General features: G+C 67.7%; 12 protein-coding genes. 7 read left to right on the forward strand and 5 right to left on the reverse strand.

Going from position 1 to position 16,347, the window contains the following annotated elements; translation table 11 throughout:
- The first annotated feature begins 32 nt into the window (after positions 1 to 32).
- Both J7U46_RS03455 and J7U46_RS03460 read left to right on the forward strand, forming a co-directional pair.
- Positions 33 to 512 (forward strand): hypothetical protein, encoded by a 480-nt coding sequence (locus tag J7U46_RS03455; RefSeq protein WP_282823434.1) that lies wholly within the window; start codon positions 33 to 35, stop codon positions 510 to 512.
- Positions 499 to 1,935, forward strand: a complete 1,437-nt coding sequence (locus tag J7U46_RS03460) for a PA domain-containing protein (RefSeq protein WP_282823435.1) — start codon at positions 499 to 501, stop codon at positions 1,933 to 1,935. Before J7U46_RS03455 ends, J7U46_RS03460 begins: the two co-directional genes overlap by 14 nt.
- A 78-nt stretch (positions 1,936 to 2,013) precedes the next feature.
- Here the strand turns inward: J7U46_RS03460 and J7U46_RS03465 are convergent, their stop codons facing one another.
- Together J7U46_RS03465 and J7U46_RS03470 are read right to left on the reverse strand one after the other, a co-directional pair.
- Positions 2,014 to 2,541, reverse strand: coding sequence for a hypothetical protein (locus J7U46_RS03465; RefSeq protein WP_282823436.1), 528 nt, complete (start codon positions 2,539 to 2,541; stop codon positions 2,014 to 2,016).
- A gap of 113 nt (positions 2,542 to 2,654) precedes the next feature.
- The gene (locus J7U46_RS03470; protein WP_282823437.1) at positions 2,655 to 4,439 is read right to left on the reverse strand and encodes a DUF885 domain-containing protein; all 1,785 of its coding nucleotides are present in this window, start codon (positions 4,437 to 4,439) and stop codon (positions 2,655 to 2,657) included.
- Between the two features lie 133 nt (positions 4,440 to 4,572).
- Here J7U46_RS03470 and mfd point away from each other — a divergent pair, with 133 nt between their 5' ends.
- From mfd to serB, 4 genes are all read left to right on the forward strand, one after another.
- The gene (mfd, locus tag J7U46_RS03475) at positions 4,573 to 8,031 is read left to right on the forward strand and encodes a transcription-repair coupling factor (protein WP_282823438.1); all 3,459 of its coding nucleotides are present in this window, start codon (positions 4,573 to 4,575) and stop codon (positions 8,029 to 8,031) included.
- Positions 8,032 to 8,093: 62 nt separating this feature from the next.
- Positions 8,094 to 8,417 (forward strand): virulence-associated protein VapB, encoded by a 324-nt coding sequence (locus J7U46_RS03480; RefSeq protein ID WP_282823439.1) that lies wholly within the window; start codon positions 8,094 to 8,096, stop codon positions 8,415 to 8,417.
- Entirely contained in the window at positions 8,414 to 8,836 is a 423-nt protein-coding gene (locus J7U46_RS03485) for a PIN domain-containing protein (protein ID WP_282823440.1), read from the forward strand. The genes J7U46_RS03480 and J7U46_RS03485 overlap by 4 nt, the downstream gene beginning before the upstream one ends.
- Positions 8,836 to 9,549: a phosphoserine phosphatase SerB gene (serB, locus tag J7U46_RS03490; protein WP_282823441.1), complete on the forward strand. Its 714-nt coding sequence runs from the start codon at positions 8,836 to 8,838 to the stop codon at positions 9,547 to 9,549. Before J7U46_RS03485 ends, serB begins: the two co-directional genes overlap by 1 nt.
- On the opposite strand, the gene J7U46_RS03495 is transcribed toward serB, so the two are convergent.
- Together J7U46_RS03495 and J7U46_RS03500 are read right to left on the reverse strand one after the other, a co-directional pair.
- Positions 9,546 to 10,313: a PEP-CTERM sorting domain-containing protein gene (locus tag J7U46_RS03495; protein ID WP_282823442.1), complete on the reverse strand. Its 768-nt coding sequence runs from the start codon at positions 10,311 to 10,313 to the stop codon at positions 9,546 to 9,548. The two genes, serB and J7U46_RS03495, sit on opposite strands and share 4 nt — an antisense overlap.
- Positions 10,314 to 10,346: 33 nt before the next feature.
- Positions 10,347 to 12,680, reverse strand: a complete 2,334-nt coding sequence (locus J7U46_RS03500; protein WP_282823443.1) for a hypothetical protein — start codon at positions 12,678 to 12,680, stop codon at positions 10,347 to 10,349.
- A gap of 493 nt (positions 12,681 to 13,173) precedes the next feature.
- On the opposite strand from J7U46_RS03500, the gene J7U46_RS03505 reads away from it, so the two are divergent.
- Positions 13,174 to 15,027: an EAL domain-containing protein gene (locus J7U46_RS03505; protein ID WP_282823444.1), complete on the forward strand. Its 1,854-nt coding sequence runs from the start codon at positions 13,174 to 13,176 to the stop codon at positions 15,025 to 15,027.
- A 4-nt stretch (positions 15,028 to 15,031) separates the two neighbouring features.
- Here the strand turns inward: J7U46_RS03505 and J7U46_RS03510 are convergent, their stop codons facing one another.
- Positions 15,032 to 16,321, reverse strand: a complete 1,290-nt coding sequence (locus J7U46_RS03510; protein ID WP_282823445.1) for an amidohydrolase family protein — start codon at positions 16,319 to 16,321, stop codon at positions 15,032 to 15,034.
- Positions 16,322 to 16,347 lie beyond the last annotated feature (26 nt).

The raw sequence follows: 16,347 nt of genomic DNA on the forward strand, positions 1-16,347 counted from the left end.
AGCTTGCACAACAACTGCATAAAGGAATCGTCATGTTCAAGAGGATCAAGACCTCCCGCACCGAGGGGCAGCAAGCCCTTCGTGTGGGGCTGGCCGCGGCTGCGGCCGTGATTGCATTTGCGGCAACGCCGCTGGCTCAGGCAGCCGATGCCAAGGCTGGCCTGCGCGTGGCAAAGGACCCAGTAACGGGTGAACTGCGCGCCCTGACCTCCACCGAAGCCGCCGAACTTGACGCAGCGGCCGCCAAGGCCAAGGCCTCCGCCAATGCTGGCAAGCGCAAGGCCGCCACGGCCGTGACCCAGCAGGAAATCCAGCATGCCGATGGCACCGTGGAAATGCCGCTGGACGAGAGCAGCCACATGTACTCGGTGGCCGTGCGCCGCGCCGACGGCAGCGTCGAATACCAATGCGTCCATGGCAAGCCGGCGGTCGACGCCATCCTCAAGGGCAAGAAGCCCGCTAGCAGCAAGGCTGTGAAGGCACACCAGGAGCATGGCTATGAGCTCAAGTAAGCAACAAGCACTCTTCAAGACGCTGATCGGCTCGCTGGCACTCGCTGGCAGCCTGGTGGCCAGCCAGGCCCAGGCCGCTGCGACCATCATCATCAACAACATCAATGCGGCAGGCATCGGCTTCAACGACACCACGCCGGCCGCGCCGGTTGGCGGCAACCCGGGCACGACGCTGGGCGCGCAGCGCCTGTTCGCGTTCACCTACGCGGCCAATCTGTGGGGCGCCACGCTCACCAGCAACCAGCCCATCATCATCAATGCGCAGTTCAGTGCCCTGACCTGCACGGCCACCAGCGCAACGCTGGGCAGCGCCGGTGCCACCTCGGTCTTCCGCAACTTCGCGGGCGCACCGAAGACCGGCACCTGGTACTCCTACGCGCTGGCCAACAAGATCGCCGGCACCTACCTGGGCACGCTGAACGCGGCGCAGATCAACGCCAACTTCAACGTGAACCTTGGCCAGTCGAACTGCCTGGCCGGCAGCCCCTTCTACCTGGGTGTCGATGGCAATCACGGCTCAGCCGTCGACTTCGTCGCCGTGCTGCAGCACGAGATGGGTCATGGCCTGGGCTTCCAGACCTTCACCAACGGCCAGACTGGCGCCTATCTGAGCGGTGCCCCGTCCATCTGGGACCATTTCCTGATGGGCACGGCCACCGGCCTGCTGTGGAAGGACATGACCGCCGCCCAGCGTGCAGCCTCGTCGCTGTCGGTGGACAAGCTGGTCTGGAGCGGCCCGATGGTCAATGCCGCCGCGCCTTCGGTGCTGCGCACCGGCGATGCCGGTGTGTTCATCTCGGGCTCGGGCGCTGGCACCACGGCGGGCCTGCATGCTGCCGGTGAAGCCAGCTTCGGCGCTTCGCTGACCACGCCGCGCACCGGGCAGGTCATGCCCGTGCTCGATGGCACTGCACTGAGTCTGGCCTGCTCACCGATCACCGGCACCAATGCCACGGCGATCCGGGGCAACATCGCCCTGGTGAGCCGTGGCGTCTGCGGCTTCACCATCAAGGTGAAGAACGCGCAGGACGCAGGTGCCATCGGCGTGCTGGTGGCCGACAACGCCGCCGGCGCCCCGGCCGGCCTGGGCGGCACGGACCCGAGCATCACCATCCCTGCGGTGCGTATCTCGCAAGCGGATGGCGTGGCTCTGCTGTCCAAGCTGACCACCCGCTCGCGCACCGGCTCGACCGTGATCGCCACGCTGGGACTGTTCGGCACCAAGATGGCGGGCGCCGATTCCCTGGGTCGCGTGATGATGTTCGCACCCAACCCCTACCAGAGCGGCTCCTCGGTGTCCCACTTCGACACCACAGCCACCCGCAATCTGCTGATGGAGCCGGCGATCAATGGCGACCTGACCCAATCGGTCATCCCGCCGCTTGACCTGACCTACATCCTGCTGCAGGAAATCGGCTGGTAAGCAGCCACCGAGCGCGCAAAACGCGAAGGGGCACGGCGCAAGCCGTGCCCCTTTTCTCATGGCCGCAGCAGCGGCGGATCAGTCGACCTTCATCTGCACCCGCACCATCTGGAAGTTCACCGCCGTGCCCGCCTGCTGCAGCGAGACCAGGCGGAAGTTCATGTTGTCGGCACCGACCTTGTAGACGCGCTTGCCGGACTGGCGCTCCTCGTCGGAGCAGCTGAGCGTCTTGTCGTCCGACTTGCCTTCGCGCTTGGAACGCGGCGGTGCCTTGGCGCACTCCAGCACCTTGCCGTACTGGGACAAGGCCTTGACGTAGAAGCCGGTGATGGCCTCGATGTCATCGCTGCTCATGAACTTGCGCACCTGGAGCTTGAAGCCAAACGCTCCGCCCCACAGGCCGAGCGTCAGGGCCGCCTTGTCCTGCTCCTTGTCGAGCTGGGCCACGGCGCCGGGATAGGCCGGAAGGCCTATCTCACTCAACGAGGCGTCTTCACGGAATTCGGCGCCGGCCTTGAAGCCCTTGCCATCGGCATGGGCCGGCGCGCTGATCAGGCTCGCGGTGCCGATCAGGAGGGTGGTGGCAGTGGTGAAGAGCTTGTTCATGGCAGGTCTCCCAAACAAAGCGTTGCTGATGGAACGCAATGTAGGGAGAGCGCCAAGGCCCGCCAAGCAGGCTGCGACAGGCTGCACCAGCCGCAGCCTGGAATGCATTCAGCTCAGGGCTTCTGGGCCTTCTGGGTAGCCACCCAGTCGCGCACCAGCTCGGCAAGCACGCTCATCGGCACCTGACCCGAGGTCAGGATCAGGCGGTGGAAGGCCTTGATGTCGAAACGCGGACCGAGCGCAGCTTCTGCTTCGCGGCGCAGCTTGCTGATCTCGAACTGGCCGATCTTGTACCCGAGGGCCTGGGCCGGCATCACGATGTAGCGCTCGACCTCGGCCACCACGTCGCTCTCGGCCATCGAGGAGTTGGCCAGCATGTAGTCGATCGCCTTCTGGCGGCTCCAGCCCTTGTGGTGCAGACCGGTGTCGACCACCAGGCGCATCGCGCGCAGCTGCTCGTCCGACAGGCGGCCGTACCACTGGTAGGGGTCGGTGAAGAGGCCCAGCTCCTTGCCCAGGCTCTCGGCATAGAGCGCCCAGCCTTCCACATAGGCGGTGTAGGCCGTGCCGAAGCGGCGGAACTTGGGCAGGTCCTTGTCTTCCTGCGCGATGGCCACCTGGAAGTGGTGGCCCGGTGAGGCCTCGTGCAGGGACAGCGTCTCCATGCCGAAGATGGGCTGGGCCTTCAGGTTGAAGGTGTTGACGTAGAACACGCCCGGGCGCGAGCCGTCGGCCGAAGGGCTCTGGTACGAAGCACCAGCCGCGCTCTGCGCGCGGAAGGCCTCGACCTCACGCACCTCGTAGTCGGCCTTGGGCGCGATGTCGAAGAGCTTGGGCGTCAGCGCGTTGATCTTCTTCTGCAGCTCGCGGTAGCCGGCCAGCAGATCTTCCGGCTTGGTGTAGTAGTAGCGCGGGTCGTCCTGCAGGTGAGCGAAGAAGGCCTTGAGGTCGCCCTCGAACTTGACCTGGCGGCGCACCGCATCCATTTCGCCGAGGATGCGGGCCACTTCCTTCAGACCCATCTCGTGGATCTCGTCGGGCGAGAGTGCCGTCGTCGTGTTGCCGGCCACGCGGTAGGCATACCAGGCCTTGCCATCGGGCAGGTCGGACCAGGCGGTGCTGGTGCGGGCCTTGGCCAGGTACTCGTCGCGGACAAAGGCATGCAGACGCTTGTAGGCCGGCATCACCTGGTCCTTCAAGAGCAGGCGCATCTGCGCACTCAGGCGTTCGCGGTCAGCGGCGGGCACGGCCTCGGGAAAGCTCTTGAACGGCCCCCAGAACAGCGTCTGCTCGGGCTCGTCCTTGATCAGCGCGGCCAGCTGCGGCACCACCTTCTCCATCACCGGGCGGGGCTGGGTCACGCCCTTGTCCATGCCGGTGCGCATATTGGCGATCATGCCGTCGAACATGGGCACGGCGCGCGACAGGCGCTTGATCCAGTCCTCGTAATCCTTGCTGGTCTTGAACGGCTGGATCGAGCGGCCCGACCCCAGCTGCGCCAGGAAGCCCGGCATGCTGCCGAACTGGTTCAGCGGCTGCATCCAGTCGGGGAAGCGATTGCCCGCCAGGCCCTCTTCCAGGTTGCGCTGCATGATGGCCAGCGACAGCCGGTCTTTCGCGTCCAGCGCCTCGCGCCTGAAGCCCTTCAACGCCTTCAGCTGCGAGGCCAGATAGGCCTGACTCTCGGCGCGCCAGGCGGCGCTGGTGGTGTCGGGCAACTGGTCGTTGTAGCGCGGGTCGCCGAGCGAGGTGGCCAGCGTGGGCGAGCGCTTGAGCGTCTGCTCCCAGCTGCTGTCCAGCCATTGCTTGAAGCGGTCGCTTTCACTGGCGGGCGTGGCCTGTGCCAGGGCGGCATGGCTCAAGGTGGCGAGCGTGAGGGTGGCGAGCAGGGTGCGCATCGGCGAAGGCTCCGTTCTTGTCTGCACAAGGGTCTGTGTAAGTGGCGCGGATCATATCGGCAGGCTCGCGGCCCCATCCCTACAATGAGCGCAGGCCCCGTCTCGGGGCTGAACTCATTTGTGCGCCCCTGTCATGCAGCTGCCCCTGATCGCCCCCGGCAAGAAGTTCTCCCAGCCCCGTCCCACCGGTTCCGCCGACGCCCTGCTGCTGGCGCGCTTCTGCCTGCAGCAGCGCGAGGCCGGCCGGCTCTCGGCCGTGATCTGCGCCGAGCCGGGCGATACCCAGCGCCTCGAGGACGAGCTGAAGTTCTTCGCGCCCGAGCTGCGCGTGGCCGTGTTCCCCGACTGGGAGACCCTGCCCTACGACACCTTCAGCCCGCACCAGGACCTGATCTCCGAGCGCCTGGCGACCTTGTGGCGGCTCTTGCAATCGCAAGGCAAGCCGGTCGATCAACGCGATGTGGACGTGGTGCTGCTGCCGGCCACCACCGCCCTCACCCGCCTAGCGCCCACTAGCTTCCTCGCGGCCACCACCTTCAACTTCAAACAGAAGCAGCGGCTTGACGAGGCCTCGCTCAAGTCGCAGCTGACCCTCGGCGGCTACACGCATGTGAGCCAGGTGGTCTCGCCCGGCGAATACGCGGTGCGCGGCGGCCTGATCGACCTCTTCCCCATGGGCTCGCCCGTGCCCTACCGCGTCGACCTGTTCGGCGACGAGGTCGATTCCATCCGCACCTTCGACCCCGACACCCAGCGCAGCCTCTACCCGGTGCCCGAGGTGCGGCTGCTGCCGGGCCGCGAGTTCCCGATGGACGAGGCGGCGCGCAAGGCCTTCCGCGCCCGCTGGCGCGAGAAGATGGACGGCGACCCGACCAAGTCGCGGATCTACAAGGACATCGACCAGGGCCTCGCCACCGGCGGCATCGAGTACTACCTGCCGATCTTCTTCGAGCACTGCGCCTCGGTCTTCGATTACCTGGGCGAGGCCTGCGCCCTGGCCCTGCATGGCGAGGTGGACGAAAGCCTCAGCCGCTTCTGGACCGATACGCGCGAGCGCCACCGCTTCCTGCAGCACGACCCGGACCGGCCCATCCTGCCGCCGGAAGAGATCTTCCTGAAGGTCGAGGACTTCTTCGCCCTCACGCATCCGCATCCGGTGCTGGCGGTGCGCGGTGCCGAGCCCGTGGACTACGCGCGGCCCCTGCCCGACGTGAGCGTGGAACGCGGCGCGCAAGAGCCGCTGGCCCGCCTGGCCGCGCACCTCAAAAGCACGCCGCACCGCGTGCTGCTGCTGGCCGAGAGCGAAGGCCGGCGCGAGAGTCTCCTGGAACTGCTGCGCGACAACAAGATCGATCCGCCCAGCGTCGCCAGCCTCGTCGAGTTCGAGGCCTCCGACGAGAAGTTCGCCATCATGGCCGCGCCGCTGGCGGCCGGCTTCTTCTGGCGCGAGGATGGCCGCGAGCTGCAGCTGTTCACCGAGACCGAACTCTTTGCAACCACGCCCACCACGCGGCGGCGCCGCAAGCAGGAGCAGGTCAGCGACGTCAATGCGCTGATCAAGGATTTGTCGGAACTGAAGGTCGGCGACCCGGTGGTGCATGTGAACCACGGCATCGGCCGCTACCAGGGCCTGATCAACATCGACATCGGCGATGGTGCCAGCGAGTTCCTGCACCTCGAGTACGCCGACAAGGCCACGCTCTATGTGCCCGTCGCTCAACTGCACCTGATCAGCCGCTACACCGGCGTCTCGCCGGAAGAAGCGCCGCTGCACAAGCTCGGTTCGGGCCAGTGGGAAAAGGCCAAGCGCAAGGCCGCCGAACAGGTGCGCGACACCGCCGCCGAGCTGCTCAACCTCTATGCCCGACGCGCCGCCCGCGAGGGCCATGCCTTCCGCTATTCGGGCCACGACTACGAGGCCTTCGCCGCCAGCTTCGGCTTCGAGGAAACGCCCGACCAGCGCGCCGCCATCCATGCGGTGATCCAGGACATGATCAGCCCCAAGCCCATGGACCGCCTGGTCTGTGGCGACGTGGGCTTCGGCAAGACCGAGGTGGCGCTGCGCGCGGCCTTCGTGGCCGTGATGGGCGGCAAGCAGGTGGCCCTGCTGGCGCCCACCACGCTGCTGGCCGAGCAGCATTACCAGAACATCTCCGACCGCTTCGGCCGCTGGCCGATCAAGGTGGCCGAGATGAGCCGCTTCCGCTCCGCCAAGGAGATCAAGGCCGCGATGGAGGGCTTGGCGGACGGCACGATCGACATCGTGATCGGCACGCACAAGCTGCTCTCGCCCGACGTCAAGTTCGCACGCCTCGGCTTACTCGTGATCGACGAGGAGCACCGCTTCGGCGTGCGCCACAAGGAGGCGATGAAGGCGATGCGCTCCGAGGTGGACGTGCTGACCCTGACCGCCACGCCGATCCCGCGCACGCTGGGCATGGCGCTGGAAGGCCTGCGCGACCTCTCGGTCATCGCCACCGCGCCGCAGCGCCGCCTCGCCATCAAGACCTTTGTGCGCGCCGAAGGGTCCAGCACCATCCGCGAGGCCGTGCTGCGCGAGCTCAAGCGCGGCGGCCAGGTCTACTTCCTGCACAACGAGGTCGAGACGATTGAGAACCGCAAGCAGAAGCTCGAGGAGCTCTTGCCCGAGGCCCGCATCGTCGTGGCCCACGGCCAGATGCCCGAGCGCGAGCTGGAACGGGTGATGCGCGAGTTCGTCGGCGGCAAGCACAACGTGCTCTTGTGCTCGACCATCATCGAGACCGGCATCGACGTGCCGAGTGCCAACACCATCGTCATCAGCCGCGCCGACAAGTTCGGCCTCGCGCAGCTGCACCAGCTGCGCGGCCGCGTCGGGCGCTCGCACCACCAAGCCTATGCCTACCTGATGGTGCCGGACATCCAGGGCCTCACCAAGCAGGCCGCCCAGCGGCTGGAGGCGATCCAGCAGATGGAAGAGCTGGGCTCGGGCTTCTACCTCGCGATGCACGACCTGGAGATCCGCGGCGCCGGCGAGGTGCTCGGAGAGAACCAGAGCGGCAACATGATGGAAGTCGGCTTCCAGCTCTACAACGACATGCTCTCGGAAGCCGTGCGCTCCTTGAAGGCCGGCCGCGAGCCCGATCTGCTGAGCCCGCTGTCGGCCACCACCGAAATCAACCTGCATGCACCGGCCCTCTTGCCCGATGCCTACTGCGGCGACGTGCATGTGCGCCTGTCGCTCTACAAGCGCCTGGCCACGGCCGAGAAGCCCGAGCAGATCGACGCCATGCTGGAAGAGATCACCGACCGCTTCGGCAAGCTGCCGGCGCAAGGCCAGACGCTGTTCGACACCCACCGCCTGCGCGTCCTGGCCAAGCCCTATGGCGTGCAGAAGATCGATGCCGCGCCGACGCTGATGAACATCAGCTTCCGCCCCAACCCGCCGATCGATGCGATGCGCGTGATCGAGTTGGTGCAGAAGAACCGCAACATCAAGCTGGTGGGCAACGACAAGCTGCGCATCGAGAAGGCCCTCTCCGACCCGAAAGACCGCGCGCAAGCCATCCGGGAAATCCTGCGCCTGCTGGGCCAACCGACCCGCAGCAACTAGCCGCTTCGTTTGGCCTATGCCTAGGCATAGGCTAGACTGATCCGAGACGCCCAGGAACCACCATGCCCAGCGCCAAGGAAAGCTCCCCCGCCTACGCCGGCGACACGCCGGAGCGCCATGTGCGCCTGTTCCGCAATGGCGCGAACCAGGCGGTGCGCATCCCGCGCGAGTTCGAGCTGCCCGGCAGCGAGGCCCTGATGTACCGCGATGGCGAGCGCCTGATCATCGAACCGATCAAGCCGCGCCATCCCAAGGGTTCGCCGGCGGCGCTGCTGGAAGCGCTGGAGCGGATGGCCCTTGATGGGCCTATCGACGTGGAGTTTCCCGACGTCGACGCGGGCCTGCTGCCGCTGGATGACATCGACCTGAGCGAGCCCGGGTCTTGAGCGCGCCGGTCTATCTGCTGGACACCAACATCGTCTCCCGCATGATGCGCGAGCCCGCCGGCGCAGCCATGGCGAGGGTGCGGGTCCTGCTGGCTGCGGAAACCGGCGCCAGCGTCTGCACCAGCATCGTGGTTCAGTGCGAACTGCTCTATGGGCTGCGCAAGACACCCTCTGCCCGCCTGCAACAGAACTACGAGCAGGTGATGCGCCCATTGCCGGTGCTGCCGCTGGACGACAGCGTGGCCGAACACTACGCCCGCCTGCGCACCGAGCTCGAACGCGCTGGCACACCCATTGGCGCGAACGATGCGCTGATCGCCGCCCATGCGCTGGCGCTGGAGGCCACCCTGGTCAGCGCCGATCCCGAATTTGCCCGGGTGCCCGGGCTGAAGACCGAGAACTGGTTGAGTAGTCCTTGATGAACACCCCCACCGAACTTGCGCCCGGCCTCGTCGTCCGTGGCTTCACGCCCCCGCTGGGCCTGGCCGACTTCCGGCTTGCCGCCTTCGACATGGACTCAACGCTGATCAACATCGAGTGCATCGATGAAATCGCGGCCGCCGCCGGCAAGAAGGAAGAGGTTGCAGCCATCACCGAGGCGGCCATGCGCGGCGAGATCACCGACTTCAAGGACAGCCTGCGCCGCCGCCTGGCCTTGCTGAAGGGCGTGCCCACCACCGCCTTGGACCAGGTGCTGGCCGGGCGCCTGAAGTTCAACCCCGGTGCCCGCGAGCTGTGCGCAGCGCTGAAGGCGGCGGGCTTGAAGCTCGTGCTGGTGTCTGGCGGCTTCACCTTCTTCACGCGCTTCGTGGCCAGCGAACTGGGCATGGACTATGTGCGCAGCAACGAACTGGAGATCGCCGACGGCGCCCTCACCGGTGGCCTCGTGATGCAGGCCTGGGGCGAGATCTGCGACGGCGAGGAGAAGCGTCGCATGATGCTGCAATGCGCCGCCGAGATCGGCGCCGAGCCGCGCCAGTGCATCGCCGTGGGCGACGGTGCCAACGACCTGCCGATGATGGGCGCGGCCGGCCTGTCGGTGGCCTTCCATGCCAAGCCCAAGGTCCGCGAGCAGGCCATGGTGGCCATCAACGCAGGCGGCCTGGACCGCCTGCTGAGCCTGCTCGCCTAAGCCTGCTTGCGGCCGAAGCGTCGCACGCCGCCGAGGCCGCACAGCGCCACGCCGAGCAGCAGGGCCGAGCTAGGCTCCGGCACACGTGCTGCGGCTGAGCCGAGGCGCAGGTCGTCGATGCTCATCCCGTAGTAGCTGTCGCGGCTGTAGAGCGAGAAGCCGGCAATGTCGGCCACGCCGCCCTCGCGGGTGAAGGCGTAGTAGCCGTCGCTGACGCCGCTCAGCAGCAAGGACTGGATCAGGCTGCCGTCGGCGCGGTACAGCGCCAGCGTGGCGCTGCCGCCGTCACCATCGCGCAGGTAGAAGCCGAGGCCCGACTGGCCCGACGCGAAACGCGCCGAGATCGAGCCGAAGCCGAACGGGTCGGCCCCATCGGCCATGGTCGGGCCAATGCCGGCCAGTGCATTGCCACGCGCATCACCGTAGTCGTAGGTGCCGAGGTTGTGGTCGTTGGCGCCGGCCAGCACGGTGAGGCCGGCGGTGGGCGCGCCGGTCGAGAGGTCGTCGAACCAGTCTTGCGCCACCACGCCGGGGCGCGGTGCCTTGGTCACGGCCAGCACCTGGCCGGCGAAGCGCTCGCCGAAGGTCACGCCGCCGCTGACGACCAGGCCGTTCAAGAGGTCAGCTGCCAGCTCGTTGAACGTGATGGTCGAGCCAAGCAGGCTCCCATAGCTGGTGCTCAGCACGGGGCCGGCCTGGGCCGCACCGTGCAGGCCCAGCGTCACCGCCGCGAGGGCCAGCAGTCGTTGCTTCATCGTCTTCATATCAATGGTCTCCTGTCTTGTGGATGCCGGGCATCAGCGGCCGCCGCCGACGATGCTCACGTTGTCGAAGTTGGCCGTTACGGCGGTGGTGTTGCTGCCGGACGAGAGCGCCAGGCCCACGTAGAGCGTGCTGGCCGTGACGTTGACGTTGGTCTTCTCGGCCCAGGTCACGCCGTCGTTCGAGGCGGCCGAATACAGAGCATTGCCACGGCGCTGCACACGCACCCACACCGGCGGTGTGGACGTGCTGAAACCGGCGAGGCTGCTCTTGTTGTTGCCGTTGATCGCGGCGCGGATATCGCCGGTGCTGGAGTAGCGCGCGGTCCAGGCATAGATCGGCGTGCCGCTCAAGGCCTCGATGGCCACCACGCCGGCCCGGCCGGCGTCGCTGCTGCCGCCCTGACTCACGATGCGGGCGGTGAAGGTGAAGTCGCCGCTCAAGCTCGTGTACTTGAAGTTGAAGGCATAGGGCGCGCCAGTGTTGACCGTGCCAGCGCCGCTCATCGTGTAGACGCCATCGACATAGCTGCTGGCCGGCACGGTGGCAGTGACGGCGCTGCTCATCAGCTGCTCGCCGCTGCCGGTGCTGCAAGGCAGGGCCGTGGTGCAGGCCGGGCCCGACGGGGACGGTGCGGGCGCAGGCGTCGGCGACGGCGAGGGAGCCGGTGTGGGCGCTGGCGTCGGAGCCGGCGGCGGCGAGGCCACCGGCGTGCCCGGCGCCGGTGCCGGCGTGGGGCCGGCCAGGGCAAACATGCCGAGGCGGCCGGCACCAGCCGACTGCTTCAGCGCAACGCGCAGGTTGTCGGCCGGCAGCAGCGTGTAGGCGTAGGGCGGCACCCAGTTGTTGGCCACCGGCAGCGAGTCACAGCCCTGCAGCTCGGCATCGATGATGTCCAGCATGGGCTTGCCGTCGTCACCCTTGTCGCTGATGAAGCGGTGGCCCGAGCTGCGGAAGCTGATCGCATCCTTGCCGCCGGCCAGCTTGCCGCAGAGCTCCTTGGGCTTGAGGCCGGTGAACTCGTAGAAGTTGCTTTCCGAGATCACGTCGGACTGGTAGCGCACGTCCAGGCCCGACATGAACTTCAGGTCCGAATTGGAAGTGCTGGTGCTGCCGCTGATGAGGTTGTTGTAGAGGTGCAGCTGGCCGAAGCGCACCAGCGGCAGGCGCGAACCCGTGCTGTCCCACCAGTTGCCGGTCAGCGTCACATGCAGGCGGCCGGCATCGCTCCAGGCACGGCCCGAGTCGCCGTTGCCGACCAGGGTCAGCTTGTGGTGCTTGCTGAAATAGCTGTTGGAGACGGTCACGTAGTCGGAACCGCGCACGATATCGAGGCCGCCGTCGTGGCGCGTGTCGCTGGCCAGCGAGTCGGGCGTGTCGCCATCGCTGATCGCCACATGGTCGATCCAGATGTACTCGCCCCGCGTAATCGCGATGCCGTCGGCATAGGCGTTGTCGCTGTCCTCGGGGTTCACGTCCCAGGGCGTGTCGATCAGGAGGTTGCGGACGATGATGTTGCGGGTCCAGGTCGGGAACAGTTCCGGGTCCTTGCCGTCGGCCACCCATTTCTTGAAGTCGGCCTCGGCACCGGCCGATGTGGTCTGCGCTTCCTTGCCGATCAGGATCTGCGTGCCGGTGATGCGGGCGGGCTTGCCGCTGGCGTCGTTGATGCCCACCAGCGTGGTGTTGGACGGCACCGAGAACGAACCGCCCTGCTTCTGGTCCTCATAGCTGGTGTACTCCTCAAACACCGTGTTGCCGTTCTTCCAGCGAAAGTCGATGTGGCCGACGATGCGGATGATCTTGGGCTCGTTCCTGGCCTCGCGCAGTGCGGCCAGCAGTTGCTCCTTGTTGAAGACCGTGTAGACGCGGTTGGCCGCCGCGCCGGAGCCGCCAGTCACCACCAACTTGCCCTGGCGCGAGTAGCTGTGCCAGCCGATGTCGGGCGCCACTTCGCGCTCGAAGGTGAGCACGCCGCCGGTCGGGTCGGTCGTGGCGAACTGCCAGGCCGGCAGCACCGGCGCCTTGCGGTAGTTGGCCGGCGAGTGCAGGCCGCCGGTCAGCACCGGCGCGGAATAGGTGCGGTCGCCGATGTCGAACAGCAGCGGCGCCGTCGTATCAGTGAGGCTCACGGCATCAATGGCGGGCGCGGGGGCCGGCGTCGTTGGCTTGGGCAGGCGGGCGGCCTGGGCCTGCACGGTGGGGCCGGTGCTGGCCACGGCGCTCTGTGCCGTGGCGCCCGAAGCGCCCGAAGCGCTCGCCCGGTTCGCCGCGTCCTCGCCGCCGCCGCAGGCCGTGAGGCCCAGCGAGATCGCCGATACCAGCAGCGTGCGGCGCTGCAGCCGTTGGGGGTCCTTGCTTCGCTTCATGCGCATGTCTCCTGCGCCGGTGCCATCGGTGGGCCCGGCTTGTCTGTGGTGGGGGTCTTGCAGGCGCGAACCGATCCGCAGCGTGGCCGCTGGGCAGCGCTGGCATCGGGACGGCCTGGTCTTCGTCGGCAACAGGCCGAATGGGGGAGAAGAACGCGCACCCGGCGAAGGCGGGCGCGTGGGGCGCGGCGCGACGGCAGCAGGCGGTCGGGCCGCGGGCTTGCTCGGGGGGCAAGCGCGGGTCAGCAAGGACGGGCGCGGTCAGCGCGCCACTGGCACTGCTGTTTCGAAACAGTGTTCCGGTTTCATGATTTTGGGTCTATGCAGGCATTCCCTGCCCCGCGTTCGCGGGCCCGGGTCGGCACTGATGCCGCGGGCCGACGGTTTCGGCGGCTGCTTGCCATTGCTCAGGCGACAGCCGCCGCGTCCGTGCAGAATCGGGCAAGCGGTGCCAGTCTCGCCGGTTCAAACCAGCCGCCCAGGGAGTGAAGCGATGAGCAATCTGGCTAGCGGGCCGCAAACGCCGCCGCTGAGCATCGATCAAGAGCGCGCCGTGGCGGGCCTGCAGCGCGAGGTGCTGGAGGCCGTGGCCCTCAGCCGCCCGCTGGCTGCGGTGATGGACCTGCTGTGCCGCCGCGTCGAGGCGCTGGCGCCCGAGGTGCTGTGCACGGTGCTGGCGGTGGACACCGGCGGCCAGGTCCACCCGCTCGCCGCGCCGGGTCTGCCAGCGGCCTTCAGCCAGGCCCTCGAAGGCGCGTTGATCGGCCCCAAGGCCGGCTCCTGCGGCACGGCGGCCTGGCGGCGCGAGCCGGTCGAGGTCAGCGACATCGCCACCGATCCGCTGTGGGATGACTACCGTGCGCTGGCCCAGAGCTTTGGCCTCGCGGCCTGCTGGTCCTCGCCCATCCTGCTGGACCAGGGCCGCGTGGCCGCCACGTTCGCGCTGTACTACCGCGAGCCGCGACCGGTGGCGCCCTTTCACCGCTTCATGGTCGAGGCCTGCGTGCACCTGTGCATGGTGGCGCTCAAGCATGAGGAGCACCAGCGCCGCATCGAACGCCTGGCCTACTACGACAGCGTCACTGGCCTGCCCAATCGCACGTTGCTGGCCGACCGCGCCGGCCAGGCCCTGCAGGTGGCCAGCAAGCTCAGCCTGCCCACCTCGCTGCTGCTGCTGGACATCGACCGCTTCAAGACCGTCAACGATTCCATGGGCCATGCCATGGGCGACCAATTGCTGCTGGCGATTGCGCGGCGCCTGCAGGCCGGGCTGCGCGAGACGGACACGCTGGCCCGCCTGGGCGGCGACGAGTTCGTCGCCCTGCTGCCCGACTGCGATGCCGCCGCCGCCATGCAGGTGGCCGGCAAGCTGCTCGCCATGCTGGCGCCGCCCCTGGCGCTGCCCGGCCGCGAGAGCCTGAATCTCACGGCCAGCATCGGCGTGTGCACCTCACCGGACGACGGCCACAACCTGGAGCAGTTGCTGAAGAACGCCGACCTGGCCATGTACGAGGCCAAGGCCGCCGGTCGCAACTGCGCGCGCTTCTTCCTGCGCGAGATGAATGCGGCGCTGGACGAGAGGCTGAAGCTCGAAGGCGCGCTGCGCCATGCGCTCGTGAACGGCGGCCTGTCCTTGCATTACCAGCCCAAGCGGCGCCTGGCGGACGATGCCCTCGTCGGCGTCGAAGCCTTGCTGCGCTGGCAGGACCCCACCCTTGGCAGCGTGCCCCCGGACCGCTTCATCCCGGTGGCCGAGGAAAGCGGCTTGATCAACGCCGTGGATGCTTGGGTGCTGGAAGCCGCCTGCGCCCAGATGGCGGCCTGGCGCGAGGCCGGCATCGCGGTGCCCTCGGTGTCGGTCAATGTCTCGCCGCTGCGCTTCCTGCAGGACGACGTGGCCACCCATGTGCGGCAGCAACTGCAGCGGCACGACCTGCACGCCGAGCAGCTGACGCTGGAGGTCACCGAGCGCCTGATGCTGGACGACGACGGCGCCGCCCGCGCGCAACTGGCCGAGCTGGACCGCATGGGCGTGCAGATCTCGGTCGACGATTTCGGCACCGGCTATTCCAGCCTCAGCTACCTGAAGCGGCTGCCGCTGAGGGAGCTGAAGCTGGACAAGCGCTTCGTCGCCGACCTGGCAACCGATGCCGACGACCGCGCCCTTGCGCGGGCCGTGATCGGCATAGGCAAGGGCCTCAAGCTGACCGTGGTGGCCGAGGGTGTGGAGACCGAGGCGCAGCGCCGCATCCTGCTGGAGGCGGGCTGCGAGGTGGCGCAGGGCTGGTTGCTGGGCCGCCCGATGACGGCGGCGGCACTGGCAGCGCAGTTGGCCGGCCGGGCTTGATCGATCAGGGCTTGACGGCCACGCCGTCCTTCATCACGAAGCCGACCTTTGTCATCAGGCTGATGTCGCGCAGCGGGTCGCCATTGACAGCGACGATATCCGCCAGCTTGCCCGGTGTGATCGTGCCCAGTTGGTCGCTCTGGCGCAGCAGTTGCGCCGCGTTGATGGTGGCGGCCCTGATGGCCTCCATCGGCGGCATGCCGGCTTCGACCATGTAGACGAACTCCAGGCCGTTCGTGCCATGCGGGCCCACGCCGGCATCGGTGCCGAAGGCGATCTTCACGCCGGCCTTGTAGGCGCGCCCGGCGGTGGCCTGGATCAGCGGGCCGATGGCCGCGGCCTTGGGCCTCACCACCTCAGGGAAGTAGCCGTCGATCTTGGCCTTCTCGGCCACGAACTTGCCGGCCGAGATGGTCGGCACGAACCAGGTGCCACGCGCCTTCATCTCGCGCATGATTTCATCGTCCATGTAGGTGCCGTGCTCGATGGAATCGACGCCGGCCTTGACCGCCCGCATGATGCCGTCGCGTCCATGGGCATGGACGGCCACGGCAAAGCCGTAGTCACGCGCGGTCTTGACGATGGCCTCGACCTCGTCCTCCATGAACTGCGGGTTCTGGCCGTTCTTCGCAAGGCTCAGCACGCCGCCGGTGCCGGTGATCTTGATCAGGTCGGCACCTTCCTTGTAGCGCTGGCGCACGGCCTTGCGGGCATCGGCCGCGCTGTTGATCACGCCGCCCTCGGGGCCGTGGTCGTGCATGAGCTCCATGTTCAAACCATTGGTTGGATCGGCATGGCCACCCGTCGTGCCTATGCCCTTGCCGGCCGCGAAGATGCGCGGGCCCTTGATCCAGCCCTTGCGCACCGCGTCACGCAGGCTGATGGCCAGGCCTTCGCCGGCGCCCAGGTCGCGCACCGTGGTGAAGCCGGCATTGAGGGTGCGCGTCAGGTACTGCGTGGCGCGCAGCGCGTAGTCGGCAGGGTTCAGGTAGAAGCGCTCGGCATAGCCGCCGGCGCCACTGCCCTCGTGCGACACATGCACGTGCATGTCGATCAGGCCCGGCATCACCGTCTGCGTGCGCAGGTCGTGATACGGCGCATAGCCCTTCGGGTCGAGGTAGCCGGCCTTGACCTCGCTGATGCGGCCGTCCTTGATGACGATGGACATCTGCTCGAGCACCTTGCCCTGTTCGACATCGATCAGCCGGCCGGCGTGGATCAGGGTGTCGGCTTGCGCAAGACCGGCCAGCAGGGCGGCGGCCAGGGCGATGGAGAGGCGTTTCATCATCGGCATGCGTTGCTCCGTAGCGGGTGCGCGGC

The organism is Pelomonas sp. V22, from assembly GCF_030014915.1.
Classification (GTDB): domain Bacteria; phylum Pseudomonadota; class Gammaproteobacteria; order Burkholderiales; family Burkholderiaceae_C; genus JAUASW01.